The sequence below is a fragment of the Microcoleus sp. Z1_B2 genome (assembly GCF_036700325.1).
GTDB lineage: Bacteria > Cyanobacteriota > Cyanobacteriia > Cyanobacteriales > Microcoleaceae > Microcoleus.
This window is the reverse complement of the sequence record NZ_JAUBOQ010000020.1, coordinates 57,058-71,803: the sequence shown is the minus strand read 5'-3', so window position 1 is coordinate 71,803 and position 14,746 is coordinate 57,058. Positions and strand designations below refer to the sequence as shown.

General features: G+C 46.5%; 8 protein-coding genes. All 8 read left to right on the top strand.

The window, feature by feature from the left end; all coding sequences use genetic code 11:
• Nucleotides 1–86: 86 nt before the first annotated feature.
• The 8 genes from QT984_RS13885 (at nt 87) to QT984_RS13850 (ending at nt 14,706) form a co-directional block, all read left to right on the top strand.
• A complete protein-coding gene (locus tag QT984_RS13885) occupies nt 87–356 on the top strand; it encodes a hypothetical protein (RefSeq protein ID WP_333055993.1) in 270 nt (89 codons plus the stop codon).
• Between the two features lie 284 nt (nt 357–640).
• On the top strand, nt 641–1,405 hold the full coding sequence (locus tag QT984_RS13880; RefSeq protein WP_333374211.1) for a sulfotransferase domain-containing protein: 765 nt from the start codon (nt 641–643) through the stop codon (nt 1,403–1,405).
• A 271-nt stretch (nt 1,406–1,676) separates the two neighbouring features.
• Complete coding sequence (locus QT984_RS13875; protein WP_333210588.1) at nt 1,677–1,832, top strand: hypothetical protein; 156 nt, start codon at nt 1,677–1,679, stop codon at nt 1,830–1,832.
• 271 nt (nt 1,833–2,103) lie between these two features.
• Nucleotides 2,104–2,259: a hypothetical protein gene (locus QT984_RS13870; protein ID WP_333210588.1), complete on the top strand. Its 156-nt coding sequence runs from the start codon at nt 2,104–2,106 to the stop codon at nt 2,257–2,259.
• A 296-nt stretch (nt 2,260–2,555) separates the two neighbouring features.
• Nucleotides 2,556–5,294 carry a DEAD/DEAH box helicase gene (locus QT984_RS13865; RefSeq protein WP_333374209.1) on the top strand — a complete coding sequence of 913 codons (2,739 nt, stop codon included), beginning with the start codon at nt 2,556–2,558 and terminating at the stop codon, nt 5,292–5,294.
• A 490-nt stretch (nt 5,295–5,784) separates the two neighbouring features.
• Nucleotides 5,785–8,553 (top strand): family 10 glycosylhydrolase, encoded by a 2,769-nt coding sequence (locus tag QT984_RS13860; RefSeq protein ID WP_445300720.1) that lies wholly within the window; start codon nt 5,785–5,787, stop codon nt 8,551–8,553.
• 776 nt (nt 8,554–9,329) lie between these two features.
• Nucleotides 9,330–13,274 carry a PAS domain S-box protein gene (locus tag QT984_RS13855; protein WP_333314716.1) on the top strand — a complete coding sequence of 1,315 codons (3,945 nt, stop codon included), beginning with the start codon at nt 9,330–9,332 and terminating at the stop codon, nt 13,272–13,274.
• A gap of 7 nt (nt 13,275–13,281) precedes the next feature.
• Nucleotides 13,282–14,706: a response regulator gene (locus QT984_RS13850; RefSeq protein WP_333374207.1), complete on the top strand. Its 1,425-nt coding sequence runs from the start codon at nt 13,282–13,284 to the stop codon at nt 14,704–14,706.
• Nucleotides 14,707–14,746: the final 40 nt, after the last annotated feature.

The following is a 14,746-nucleotide window of genomic DNA, read 5'->3' as shown; positions in this document are numbered from 1 at the left end:
TTAGATTTTAGATTGACTTGCGCGAGATAAATGCTCTTTCTTGAGGATTTTCGATTTTCGATTTTCGATTGACTTGCGCGAGATAAATGCGGGGGCTTGATACCACCTTTGAAATTCGTGGTCAGACTCAGAGTGAATGCGATCGCCCAAAAACAGCGATCGCGATCGTATCCGATGTATTTCCCAGCCCTTGTCTGGCAGGCTTTGTTGATGTGTTCGCCTTGCTAGCGCTTTTCAACCACCGGAATCTACAATCACGATCGGCCCATCGAATCGTTATGCCTGTCAGCGCGATCGAATCTAAATTGGGCGATCGAATTGCCCTAATGCCCCCAAGTGCGATCGAATTGCCCTAATGCCCCCAAGTGCGATCGAATTGCCCTAATGCCCCCAAGTGCGATCGAATTTTCGTCTTGCGCCCCAGCCCGCCGGGGGTTAAAAACCCCCGTCTCATAGCTAAAGTCCTCTTGCATAGGACTAATCAAATATTAAGATATTAGATATATAAATACATCTTCAGTCCTTTTCAAAGGACTTGCGCTATGAGACGGGGGTTAAAACCCCCGGCGGACAATCGGTACAAATGCCAAATCCGAAACACTGTCAGTACAAGCGCCAAATAAACCTACCATCCCCACCCATGAAACAACCCCCCAAACCCCCCGACTTCATCATCATCGGCGCCCAAAAAGGCGGCACAACATCCCTGTACAACTACCTAATCCAACATCCCCAAATCCTCCCCGCCGCCCAAAAAGAAATCCATTACTTCGACTTCAACTTCGACAAAAGCCCCGACTGGTACTATTCCCAATTTCCCCAGCCCCAAACAAGCGAAAACCTAGTAACCGGAGAAGCCAGCCCCTACTATATCTGTCACCCCCAAGTTCCCCAGCGAATTTATGATTTATGTCCCAAAGTTAAAATAATCGCCCTGCTGAGAAACCCAGTAGAACGCGCAATCTCCCACTATTATTACTATATCAAAATAGGCTACGAATCCCTATCATTAGAAAGTGCGATCGCCGCCGAACCCGAAAGACTCAAAGGCGAAATAGAAAAACTCCAAACCAACCCAAACTACTACAGTTACGAACACCAACACCACAGTTATCTAACCCGCGGCATTTACGCCGATCAACTCCCAGCCTGGATAAAACTTTTTCCCAAATCACAACTTTTAATCCTCAAAAGCGAAGACTTATATACCAATCCCTTCGGCACATACAACAGCGTCTTAGAATTTCTAGAATTGCCGCCCCACCAACTACAAACCTACGAAAAATACAACGCCACCCAATATCCCCCCATCAGCGACACAGTATACGACCAATTGAGAGCATATTTTCGATCGCACAATCAGAGATTAGCCCAATTGTGCGATCGAGACTTCGGCTGGGACTAATCATTTCGGGAATTGTAGGGGCGGGTTCACCCACAATAATCGTCAATAATCCACAATCTCCTAAACCCGCCCCCACCCAACGGTAAATCTATCTATACGTTTGGATAATGGGAGGAAATCAAGGTTCATGTAGGTTATTAGTGGGGAGGGGGCGGGTTTATTTAGATTGTTTGTATTTGTGAGATATTGTGGGTGAACCCGCCCCTACAAATCTTTTTATCAAAAGAGCTTGACATTCATATTATTCTGTGATATCTAGTCGAATAGTATTGTGTTTAATCCACAAATCGCAGCACTTGAGCCAAGTTCACAGCCAACAGCTATTTTTATATTAAACGACACAATATACGACCAATTGAGAGCATACTTTCGATCGCACAACCAGAGATTAGCCCAATTGTGCGATCGAGACTTCGGCTGGGACTAATCATTTCGGGAATTGTAGGGGCGGGTTCACCCACAATAATCGTCAATAATCCACAATCTCCTAAACCCGCCCCCACCCAACGGTAAATCTATCTATACGTTTGGATAATGGGAGGAAATCAAGGTTCATGTAGGTTATTAGTGGGGAGGGGGCGGGTTTATTTAGATTGTTTGTATTTGTGAGATATTGTGGGTGAACCCGCCCCTACAAATCTTTTTATCAAAAGAGCTTGACATTCATATTATTCTGTGATATCTAGTCGAATAGTATTGTGTTTAATCCACAAATCGCAGCACTTGAGCCAAGTTCACAGCCAACAGCTATTTTTATATTAAACGACACAATATACGACCAATTGAGAGCATACTTTCGATCGCACAATCAGAGATTAGCCCAATTGTGCGATCGAGACTTCGGCTGGGACTAATCAATATAGCGGTTCTCAAGCGTGGTGAGGTATGGGGGCGAGCCCTATGCCCACGGAACCCTATGCCCTATGAGCACCTCATGTTTTGGCAGTTGGCACAAGAAAGAAAAAATTTTTGCCTTCTTCCTTCTTCCCTCTTCCTTCTTCCCTCTTCCCTCTTCCTTCTTCCCTCTTCCTTCTTCCCTCTTCCTTCATAGCCGATTTGCGGGCGTTGATCTAAAATCAGTACAGTCCTCTGCTGACTTGCTTTTAGCAAGATTTCAGCATACTTACCCTGAAACCTGATAATAATCCTTGTGCCAGACACTGCCCAGAACCGCCCAGAGCTGGATCTGAAGACCATATTTCCCTTCGAGCTAGATAACTTTCAGAGAGAGGCGATCGCCGCCCTCGATGCAGGTAAATCCGTTGTCGTGTGCGCTCCCACAGGCTCTGGGAAAACGTTAATCGGCGAATACGCCATCCATCAAGCACTCGACAGAGGGCGGCGCGTCTTCTACACCACACCCCTCAAAGCACTCTCTAACCAAAAGCTGCGCGACTTCCGCAGTCAATTTGGAGACGACAACGTAGGTTTGCTCACCGGCGACATCTCCGTCAATCGAGATGCGCCGATTTTGGTGATGACTACCGAAATATTTCGGAATATGCTCTACGGTACGCCGATCGGAGAAGTCGGCACTTCCCTCACCGGAGTCGAAACCGTCGTGCTCGACGAGTGTCACTACATGAACGATCGCCAGCGCGGTACCGTCTGGGAAGAATCCATCATCTACTGTTCGAGCGAAATTCAACTGCTGGCCCTCTCAGCAACCGTTGCCAATAGCGACCAACTCACAGACTGGATTAACAAAGTCCACGGGCCCACAGAGCTCGTCTACTCAGACTTTCGGCCAGTACCCCTGCAATTCCACTTCGCCAACCAAAAAGGGATATTTCCGCTGCTAGACGAGACCGGCAAAAGAGCGAATGTCCGGTTAGTCCCCAAAAAGAAGCAGCAAAAAGTAGAAAGAGGCAGCATCCCCACTCCGAGTTTGACCGATGTTTTGGCCCGGTTGGACGATCGAGATATGCTACCAGCAATTTACTTCATCTTCAGCCGTCGCGGGTGCGACCAAGCAGTCGCAGAAGTCGGCAACTTCTCCCTAGTTAACGAAGCCGAAACAGCCGAACTCAAACGCATCATTGACGATTTTTTACAGCGAAACCCAGAAGCAGAACGCTTCGGTCAAAAAGAAGCACTTTTAAAAGGCATCGCCGCCCACCACGCAGGCATTTTGCCCGCTTGGAAAGGTTTAGTAGAAGAACTCTTCGGCAGAGGTTTGATTAAAGTCGTATTTGCCACCGAAACCCTAGCAGCCGGGATAAATATGCCCGCCCGCACCACAGTCATTTCCACCCTGTCCAAGCGCACCGACAAGGGACACCGACTGCTAAACGCTTCAGAATTCCTCCAAATGGCCGGTCGGGCGGGTCGGCGGGGCATGGACAAGCAGGGGCACGTGGTCGCAGTTCAGACGCGCTTTGAAGGCGCAAAAGAAGCCTCCTATTTGGCAACAGCCAAAGCCGACCCCCTCGCCAGTCAGTTTACGCCCAGCTACGGCATGGTGCTGAATTTGCTGCAAACACACACTCTCGACGAAGCTCAAGAGTTGGTAGAGCGGAGTTTTGGTCAATACCTGTCTACCTTGTACTTGCAGCCCCAGCAATCAGAATTAGACCGACTGCAAACAGAATTAGCAGTGCTGGAACAGTCCCTAGCGGCCGGAGGAAATGTCTCCACCCTGGAAAAAAACCTCGCCCATTACGAAAAATTGCAGGGCAGACTCAAAGAAGACAAACGTTTGCTGAAAACTCTATTGCAGCAAGCTGAAGAAGCCAGATTTAAGGAAATGTCCGTAGCTGTGGCTTTTGCAGTGCTCGGCACGGTTCTGAGTCTCAAAGGCAAGCACGTTCCGACAGCCAAACGATCGCACACAACTCCTGTACCCGCCGTATTGGTTGCCAAAGTCGCAGGTTCCGGCCAAGCACCAAATTTGGTGTGCTTGGGCAAAGATAACCGCTGGTATGTCGTCGCCATTAGCGATGTCGCTACCCTGCACGCCGAATTACCCCGCTTGAGCGTTGCAGATACCTTGAACCCGCCCTCGGAAATGCCCCTGAGACTCGGCCAGTGCCGCTTGGGAACTGAAGAAACTGCTTCAATTGCTGCATCGATCCCACCATTGCCCACACCAGAACCGACCCCAGAGGCTCACGAGCAACAGCGGAAAATCGCAGCCCTAGAAGCTCAGCTAGAAATTCACCCGGTTCTAGAATGGGGCAATCCCGGTACTTTGCTCAAACGTCAGCGCCGCCGGGAAGAATTGAAAAAAGAAGTTCGCAAAAGCGAAGAAGACTTAGAAAAGCAGAGAGCTCGCTACTGGGAGGAATTTCTCAACTTAATCGACATCTTGCTGAATTTTGGCTGCTTGGAAAGAGTAGTTTCGGCAAATGTAAACCGAGATGACTCCTCCGGTAGGTTAGTACCCACAATCTTGGGTCAAGCTTGCGCCGCCATTCGCGGCGATAACGAACTGTGGCTGGGTTTGTCCCTGATGTCTGCCGAGTTTGACGAACTCGACCCCCACCACCTCGCTGCAGCTTGCGCGGCCTTAGTTACAGAAGTTTCCAGGCCCGACAGTTGGACTCACTACTCGCTGTCGCCAGAAGTTTTGGCACCTTTGGACAATCTGCAAAAAGGCTTGCGCCGCCGATTGTTTCAAGTGCAGCGCAAGCACGATTCTGCAATTCCGATTTGGCTGGAACGGGATTTAGTGACTTTGGTTGAACAGTGGGCTCTGGGTGTTGAATGGCTGGAACTGATTAGCCATACGAGTTTGGATGAAGGGGATGTGGTGCGGATTTTGCGCCGGACTTTGGATTTCTTGTCTCAGATTCCTCATGTTCCTCATGTTTCCGATTCTTTGCGGAGGAATGCTTGTCGGGCGATGCAGTTAATCGATAGATTCCCGGTGAATGAAGCTGCAAGTTAGAAAAGTGTTGACAGTTGACAGTTGACAGTTGGCTGTTGACAGTTGACAGTTGGCTGTTGACTTTTGGCTGTAAGGATCGTGGATTAAATAACTTCGTAGGTTGGGCCCGTGGAACGAACCCTACGCTTCGCTCCGCCCAACGCCACGCTTGATTGTTGGGTTTCGTTCCTCAACCCAACCTACAACAAATGCAAGTTATTTAATTCTCATTCCTAAGCTGTGCGGCATCTAAATTGTATTTTTGGTTTTTCAACCCAAATGCACCCAGATTTTAATCTAAAATCGTTTCCGGTGGCATCGGTATTGTTCAAATGTCCAAATATTCAAACAGTCAACTGTCAACTGTCATGAGGAATAGACCCAGATTTAAATCCCAAATCCCAAATCCCAAATCCCAAATCTAAAATCTAAAATCTAAAATCGCTCGATCGCTCTTAATTGTTATTAAATTTTTCTTTAGCGGTGCGCTGGGTAATTCTCCTATTTTATGATGCAACAAATCAAAAAGCCCGATCGACTGCCTGATGCCTGCTCCCAGGCTAAAAAAACTCGCTTTTTCACTTTCTTGCAAAGAGTCCTAATTGGCACTCTAGCGAGTACATTACTCCATCTCTTCATCCTATTTCCCTCTCCGAGTTTCGCAGAAGTAGTTCTGGGCGTAGTTCGCAGTTCCGAGAATTCTCCCGACTGGGTAAAGATTACCACGCGCCTCTGGGAAAGTGGCATTGCTTACAAACCAATCAATCTCGAAGAAATCAAAAATTTGGGGGATTTAACAGGCGTTAACGTGCTGTTTTTGCCCAACATTGAAACTTTGAGTCCGGCACAAATTAAAGTTTTAGAAGCTTGGGCATCCCAGGGCGGCCGCTTGATTGCTTCGGGCCCCGTCGGCCGCAGTTCCCCAGCCTTGGTGCGCCAATCTTTGCGATCGCTCCTTGGGGCCTATTGGGCTTTTCCGTTAACCCAACCGGCGACTCCGCAACCGCGCAGCCGCTGTCGGGATCTGGCTTGCACTACTTCTAGCAATTGGGTGCCACCCGAACAAAAAAATGCCTCAGTCCAAGGCGGTGTCTTGATTCCGGCTGATGCAAACAGTCAAACTATTGCTACTTGGAAAGATAGTTCCGGTTCCTCCGCAGCCATCGCCACGGATCGCGCTACCTACCTTGGCTGGCGTTGGGGTAGCGACGGTTCGGCAAATGTAGATAAGGCTTGGCTCCAAGCCTCGATCGCCCGCTGGGGAGGCACAATCGCTTCTGGGCCCTCCGCGCCGCCCACTGCTGCCGCGACCCCACTGCCAACCCCCCCCTCCAGAGTCACTAGAAACAGCCCTAGTTTGCCGCGTACTACCCCGCTGAGCCGACTTTCTCCCTCTGGCTCGCTTCCCGATTCAGTACCTGCAACTTTTACAGACCCTTCGGATCAGTCGGCGCCGGCGGGTTTGGACGTGCAGCCCAATTCCAATAAGCCGATCGTCAGCATTGAAGCGTACTTGATGCGCCAAGAACTCACCAACCTCCTCGGCCGGTTTGAAAGCGCCCTGACAGCATCTAATTCAGCCAATACCGCCATCAATCTCAATGCTGCTACCTCCCCTCAACTGCTGGCTGCAGAACAGGGCGGAGGCGGCCCAGCAGCCAGTCGCCCCCCTGTTCTGCAAGCGATCAGGGTACGGGCGATCGCCCAGGCGCGGCAGGTTTTGCAAACTTTTGACCAACTGCTGCAACAGCAAAACTACGCGGAGGCGAGAAAGCAGTGGGTGGAAGCGCGGCAGTTGCTGTGGGAAAATTACCCGAAGGAAGGACAGCGGGTTGGGGCGGAAATTCGGGCGGTTTGGCTCGATCGGGGGACGATCGTCGCAGCACGATCTGAACAGGGTTTGGCGGCAGTGTTCGATCGACTCGCCGCCGCAGGTATCAATACTGTTTTCTTTGAAACATTGAATGCCGGATATACCATTTATCCCAGTCAAGTTGCACCGCAACAAAATCCCCTAACAGTTGGCTGGGACCCGCTGGCATCGGCAGTTAAATTAGCCCACGAGCGAGGCATGGAACTGCACGCTTGGGTCTGGGTTTTTGCCACAGGAAATAAGCGCCACAATACTTTAATTGGCCAGCCTAGTTCTTATCCCGGCCCGGTGCTTTCCGCTCATCCACAGTGGGCAAATATTGACAATAAAGGACGCACGCAAAATCCTAACGATGGTAAATTTTATCTCGATCCGGCAAACCCGGAAGCGCGGAATTATTTGCTACAAATAGTCAGCGAAATTGCCAATAACTACAAAGTAGATGGAGTGCAATTAGACTATATTCGCTATCCTTTTCAAGATGATAATGCGAACTTTACTTACGGTTACGGTATTGCGGCGAGGCAGCAATTTAGGCAGTTGACTGGTGCAGACCCGGTGAATATTTCCCCCAGAAACGGCAGTTTGTGGCGGCAGTGGGTTGAGTTTAAAACTAATCAAATTAATAGTTTTGTAGCTGAAGTTTCTCAGCTTTTGCGGCAGAATTATCCGCGCACAATTCTGTCGGTGGCGGTGTTTCCGCACCCGGAAAGTCAGCGGATTTACAAAATTCAGCAAAATTGGGAAGTTTGGGCTCGTCAGGGCATTGTAGATTTGATTGTGCCGATGACTTATGCTTTGGATACGAACCGACTTCAACGCATCACTGAACCCTTGGTAAATGAACAAATTCTGGGTTCGGCTTTGATTTCTCCCTCGGTTAAGTTGTTGACTCTCCCGGAAGTTGTGGCGATCGACCAAATTCAAGCTTTGCGCGATTTACCGACTGGGGGCTATGCTATTTTTGCTGTGGAAAGTATCAGCAGCGCGATGCAGGGGTTTTTTAACCGCACTCAAGGCCCGCCAGTGCGTTCTACTTCTGCTGCAGAGCCCATTCCTTACCGACAGCCGTTTGCAGCGGCGGCTTCGCGGTATACTGCTCTCAAGCAGGAATGGAGTTTTTTGTTAGCTAACAATGAGTTGCGGGTGTCGGAATCTGAACTGAAGGTTTTGCAAAGTCGGGCGGATGAATTGGCGCAAGCTTTGAGCAAGTTGGCGGCAAATCCTTCTAGAGAAAGTTTAGCAACTGCTAAAAGATTGTTGGGGAGTTTTCAATCTCAGTTTCAATCTTCGATGCGCTTGCATTCTGCGGAAAATAGCTATCAGGTACAAACTTGGCAGAATCGTTTGGAGAGTTTGGATATGCTTTTACGTTACGGCGAAAGGATGGAGTTGAATCGCAGGTAAATACAGATTTTTGGGGTGTTTGCTGCTCTGGATAGTGCGATCGTGCTAACATTTGGGCGATCGTACTCTAATTAAGTTAGTTCGCGATCCACGGGTAATCCTCACCTTGTTTTTTTCACAGTCATACTTCGTTCAATCCCGCAGATGCAGTAAAAAACCCGGTGGTTGAGCGAAGCCGAAACCCGCTGTCTTGGGTCGGAGTGCGATCGCGAACTGTAAGTTTGTAAGGAATGAGAATTAAATAACTTACAATGCGTCATGGTTCTTGTGGGATGGGCGTCCCGCCCGTCCATAAAGGGCGGGCTCTTAGGCCCAACCTCTACTCCCCACTTTCAAGAGTGTCAATTATTTAATTCGCGATCCTAAGTAGGTCATCACAAAATAACCATAGTATCTTATCAGGGAGGATTGAGCTAAGATCCACGATCGCAGCGAGTAGATGAGTCCTCTCACCCGCCCGAACCATGTAATGTTTATTTGCACTCACATCTTGCACCATTCTCAAGAACGGGCTCTGGGGCCCGTTCCACAAAAGATAATTTTTCTTGTGGAACAGGCCGAAAAGCCTGTTCCTAAAAGGCTAATTGAGAATGGTGCCAGATATAAGTTTGCACCTACTTAGTGAGGACGGAAGTCCTGAAAACTCTTAAAGGTCCAGTTAAAACAATTTGACGATGAGTGATTAACCGGATTTTATATTCCTCGCTCGTCTCTCGACCCAAGATTTTAACATCTACTAATTTAAAATGCCCATTTTCACTACTTTTAGGATGAATATGTTTCCTAAACCCCTCAATCGTTTAGCTACAAAATTTATCGGCAAAGTTCCATTACAAACGGTGCTTGTGGTTCCTTTTTTAGTGCAAATTGTCGGCACGGTAGGAGTTGTAGGTTGGCTCTCTTTCCAAAACGGTCAGCGGGCAGTCAACGATGTTGCTGCTCAGTTGCGGGGAGAAATTAGCGATCGCATCAAAGACCGCATGGAACATTATATGTCAATTCCCCACATTGTAAATTACCTGAACCTTCAAGGCATAAAACTGGGGCAATTGAACCTAGAAGACAAGCAAAAACTAGAACATCATTTTCTAGAACAAATTCAATATTTTGATTCTATCAGTATCATTTACACAGGCAAAGAAAATGGAGAACACTCTGGAGCAATCCGCACTAAAGATGGGATTTTGATATCGGCTGCTGACATCTCTACTGACAATAAATTAGCTCGATATACTGCGGACTCTCAGGGAAACCGCGTTCAATTAGTGCAAATTTCACCCGATATTTATGACCCGCGAACTCGCCCTTGGTACATAGCAGCGGCTGCGGCAAAAAAACCTATTTGGACTCCAATTTATACAGATTTTTTGACTAGGGAACTGGCAATTACGGCTGCTTTGCCTATCTACGACGACGCTGGCAAATTGTTAGGCGTAGCTGGCAGCGATTTGCTGTTTTCCCGCATCAAAGAATTTCTCGTTAGCCTCAAAATTGGCAAATCAGGACAAACTTTTGTCATGGAGCGATCGGGGATGTTAATTGCTACTTCTACGGCGAGTCCAGAATTCGTGGTGGAAGGTAAAGAAACAAGGCGCATTAAAGCTTCAGAAAGCGAAAATCCGGTAATTCGCCAAACTGCACAACATTTAGATAAATCCTACGATAGCTTAGCTAAAATTAATAATTCTCAACAACTTACTTTTGATGTTGATGGCCAGCGAAATTTTATTCAGGTAGCTCCTTTTAAAGACGATCGAGGGTTGGATTGGCTGATTGTCGTAGTTGTGCCAGAGTCTGACTTTATGGAGCAAATTAACCTCAACACGCGCACGACTTTTTTACTGTCGCTTGCAGCATTGCTGGGGGCGACAATTCTGGGAATTCTTACTGCTAAATGGGTAATTCAGCCGATTTTAAGATTGAATGCTGCCGCGAAAGCTTTGGCGCGGAATGAATGGGATACAAAGCTCACTCTGAATCGCGAAGATGAACTCGGAGAACTTGCCACTGCTTTTAACAGCATGGCCGAGCAATTGCAGCATTCATTTACTTCTCTCTCGGAAAGCGAAAACCGAGTAAAACAATTTTTAAATGCAGTACCGCTAGGAATTTTTATTGCCGATCCCAACGGTCAACCTCACTACATTAATCCTACTGGAGAGCAATTGTTAGCTCAAGGAATTGTACCAGCCGATTCCGAAACTTTACGTCAATCCTACCGAGTTTATTTAGCTGGGACTCAGGAAATTTACCCGGCAGAACGCGACCCAATTTTAAATGCTTTGCAGGGTAAGAGTGTAACAGTTGATGACCTTGAAATCACCTCGACTGACAAAACTGTTCCCCTGCAAGTTTGGGGAACTCCTATTTATGACGCTCAAGGAAATGTTATCTACGGGATGTGCGCTTTTCAAGATATTACAGAACGCAAACTAGCGGAGAAAGTATTAAAGGAATACAACGACAATTTGGCAGTGCAAGTTGCCGAACGTACCGCCGATTTTGCCAAAGCACAAGAAAAGTTTTCTAAAGCTTTCCGTTTAAGCCCTAATGCGATTACCCTGACTAGAATCAGCGATGGTCGTCATATAGAAGCCAATGAAAGCTTTTGTCGGATGATGGGGTACAGTCACGAAGAAATCATTGGCAAAACTGCGGTAGAACTCAATTTTTGGGCGAGTTTGGGAGAGCGCGATCGCATGATTCAAATGTTGAAAAATAAGACGGCTATTCACAATTATGAGCTGAGGTTTCGCAATAAAAATGGTACAGAAAGAACGGCACTACTGTCTATAGAAACCATCAATATTGACGGAGAAGCTTGTTTTTTGTCGATTTCTAGCGATATTACCGAGCGCCAAAAAGCCGAAACTGCACTCCGGGAAGCAGAAGAAAAGTACCGCAATATTTATGAAAATGCTTTGAATGGAATTTTTCAAACTGCTATTGACGGGAAATACATCAGCGCTAACCCCGCTTTAGCTAACATCTACGGTTACGACTCGCCAGCAGATTTAATAGCAGTACAGCCGAATTTCCATAACCAGCTTTATGTGAAACCCAACCGCCGCGATGAATTTGCTGCGCTGATGAACGAGGACGGAATACTATCAAACTTTGAATCGGAAATTTACCGCAAAGATGGCAGCATAATCTGGATTTCGGAAAATTGTCGCGCTGTCTGCGATGAAGCAGGAAATCTGCTTTACTACGAAGGCTTTATTAAAGACATTACTGATAGCAAACAAGCGGAAATCAAAATGCAGCAGGCGAAAGAAGCGGCCGAAGCAGCAAACAAAGCGAAGAGTACCTTTCTCGCCAATATGAGCCACGAATTGCGATCGCCCCTGAACGCGGTCATCGGTTTTGCTCAAGTCATGCTTCGCAGTAAAACTTTGTCTCAGGAAAATCAAGAAGATGTCGGAATTATCCTGCGGAGTGGCGAACATTTACTGACTTTAATTAACCAAGTTTTAGACTTATCAAAAATTGAAGCCGGACGCACTACTATTAATTCAAAAAGCTTCGATTTGTACCAACTAATCGACGATTTAGAAGATATGTTTGCTCTCAAAGCTGAGCAAAAAGGTTTGCAATTAATATTCGACAGGGATGCAGAAGTTCCCCATTACATTTGTACTGATGAAGTTAAATTGCGGCAAGTCTTAATTAATTTGCTCAATAATGCAATTAAATTTACTTCAGAAGGGGGAGTGTCGATGCAAGTCAAAGCAGGAAGGCGGAATATACATAAAAACAGCACTGACCAATTGCCCGGCCACTACTGGCTGCATTTTGAAGTTCAAGATACTGGTGCAGGCATTGCTGCTGAGGAAATCAATCAGTTATTTGAAGCATTCGTGCAGACGAAAACAGGTAAAGATTCTCAGGAAGGAACGGGTTTAGGTTTAGCTATTAGCCGCCAGTTCGTGCAATTAATGGGAGGTGAAATTACGGTTAGCAGCGAGATCGGAAAGGGTGCAGTATTTCAGTTTGATATCCAAGTTCATTTGGTTGAAGGTAGTGAGATTGAAAGCAAAAAAACTCAACGTCGAGTTGTTGCCCTCGAACCGAATCAGCCGAGTTATCGCTTGCTAATTGTGGACGACAAACCATTGAATCGCCAACTGTTAGTAAAACTTCTCAGTCCACTCGGATTTGAGTTGAGAGAAGCGAATAACGGTAAAGAAGCGGTTGATATTTTTAGGGAGTGGGAACCGCATCTGATTTGGATGGACATGAGAATGCCTGTAATGGACGGCTATGAGGCAACGAAACAGATTAAAACTACAACTGGGGGGCAAGCAACGGCGATTGTGGCCCTAACTGCTAGCGTTTTGGAGGAAGAACGGGCGGTGATTCTTTCGGCGGGTTGCGATGATTTTATGCGGAAACCGTTCCGAGAGGAGGATATCTTTGTGGCAATGGGGAAACATTTAGGAGTACGCTATATTTATGAAGATCCAACGGCAGTAAGTGCCACAGGTGTAGAGGAGTCAAGTCAGGAGGTGCTGATACCGGAGGCTTTCGCCTCTCTTTCTCCAGATTGGATGGCCCAATTCAAGCAAAGTATTTTGAGTGTGGACATGGAGGCGATCGCTAGTTCGATCGCACAAATCGGCACTGTCAATCCCTCTCTTGCGGCCAAGCTTCAAGATTGCATTAATAATTTTGAATATGACAGAATTTTGAACATAATCGAACTCAGCGAGAAACAGTAAATACCAGATGACTTCAACTTCACTTACAACCAATCGAGCTAATATTTTAGTAGTGGACGATACGCCAGAAAACCTGCGGCTGCTGGCAGGAATTTTGAGCGAAAAAGGCTATCAAGTTCGCCCCGTACCCAATGGCAAGCTAGCATTGTCAGCAGCTCAAAAAATACCTCCGGATCTAGTGCTGCTGGATATTATGATGCCGGAAATGGATGGCTATCAAGTTTGCCAGCAACTCAAAGCTTCTGAAATAACCAAAGACATTCCTGTTATTTTTATTAGTGCGATCAATGACGTGCTGGATAAAGTTAAAGCTTTTGCAGTTGGGGGAGTTGACTTTATTACTAAACCGTTTCAGGTTGAAGAAGTTTTAGCCCGGATAGAAACTCATTTAAAAATTTGTTCACTCCAACAAACTTTGCAAGAAAAAAATCAAGATTTAGCAGCGGCGCTGCACGAACTGCAAGCCACCCAAGAGCATTTGATTCAATCGGAAAAAATGGCAGCCCTGGGACAACTGATTGCCGGCATTGCTCACGAAATCAATACACCCCTGGGAATTATAGGTTCCTCTATTAATAATATAGCTAATTTTTCTGACGTTTTTTTAGAAAGTTTTCCAGAAACTTATCAACAACTTTCTGACGAAAGCAAAGCTTATTTTTTAGCTTTACTGTACAGAGGAACCCATCAAGAAGTTTTATTCACCAGCCGAGAGAAACGCAAATTTAAGCAGCAGTTGGCGGCGGATTTGATGGCAGAAGCTGTTGAAAACTCCGAGGAAATTGCGGATACATTAGTTGACATGGAAATCTACGAAAAAATAGAAGAGTTTTTGCCGCTTTTTAAATCACCGGATTGGGAAGTAGTGTTAAATAGTGCTTACCAGTTTGCAAGCTTTAAAAAAAGTATTAGCCTGATACAAAGAGCGACAGCGAAGTCGGGAAAAGTAGTATTTGCCTTAAAAACCTACGCTCATTTTGATAGCAAACCAGAAAAAGTCCAGGCGAACTTGCATGATGGCATTGAAACGGTATTAACCCTTTATCAAAATCAGCTAAAACACGGTATAGAAGTAGTTAAAAACTATGGAGATTTACCCCAAATCATGTGCTATCCCGATGACTTAAATCAAGCTTGGACTAATCTCGTTCATAATGCCCTGCAAGCAATGGATTATAAGGGTACTTTAACAATTGAAACTCGGCAGCAAGAGGCAAATATTTTCCTCACGTTTACTGATAACGGCAAAGGTATTCCCTCAGAAGTTATTACCAAAATTTTTCAGCCGTTTTTTACGACTAAATCTGCGGGCGAAGGTAGCGGTTTGGGATTGGATATTGTGAGAAAAATTGTGGCAAAACACGGAGGAACAATTGCTGTAGATTCTGTACCGGGGCAGACAACTTTTACCGTCTCGCTGCCAATTTATTAAACAAAACTTACCTGTAGGGGGCAGATTCCCTATGACCGAA

Coding starts and splice junctions, on each gene's coding strand:
- QT984_RS13885 (WP_333055993.1), top strand. CDS start 87: ATGCGGGGGCTTGATACCACCTTTGAAATTCGTGGTCAGACTCAGAGT.
- QT984_RS13880 (WP_333374211.1), top strand. CDS start 641: ATGAAACAACCCCCCAAACCCCCCGACTTCATCATCATCGGCGCCCAA.
- QT984_RS13860 (WP_445300720.1), top strand. CDS start 5,785: ATGCAACAAATCAAAAAGCCCGATCGACTGCCTGATGCCTGCTCCCAG.
- QT984_RS13855 (WP_333314716.1), top strand. CDS start 9,330: ATGTTTCCTAAACCCCTCAATCGTTTAGCTACAAAATTTATCGGCAAA.
- QT984_RS13850 (WP_333374207.1), top strand. CDS start 13,282: ATGACTTCAACTTCACTTACAACCAATCGAGCTAATATTTTAGTAGTG.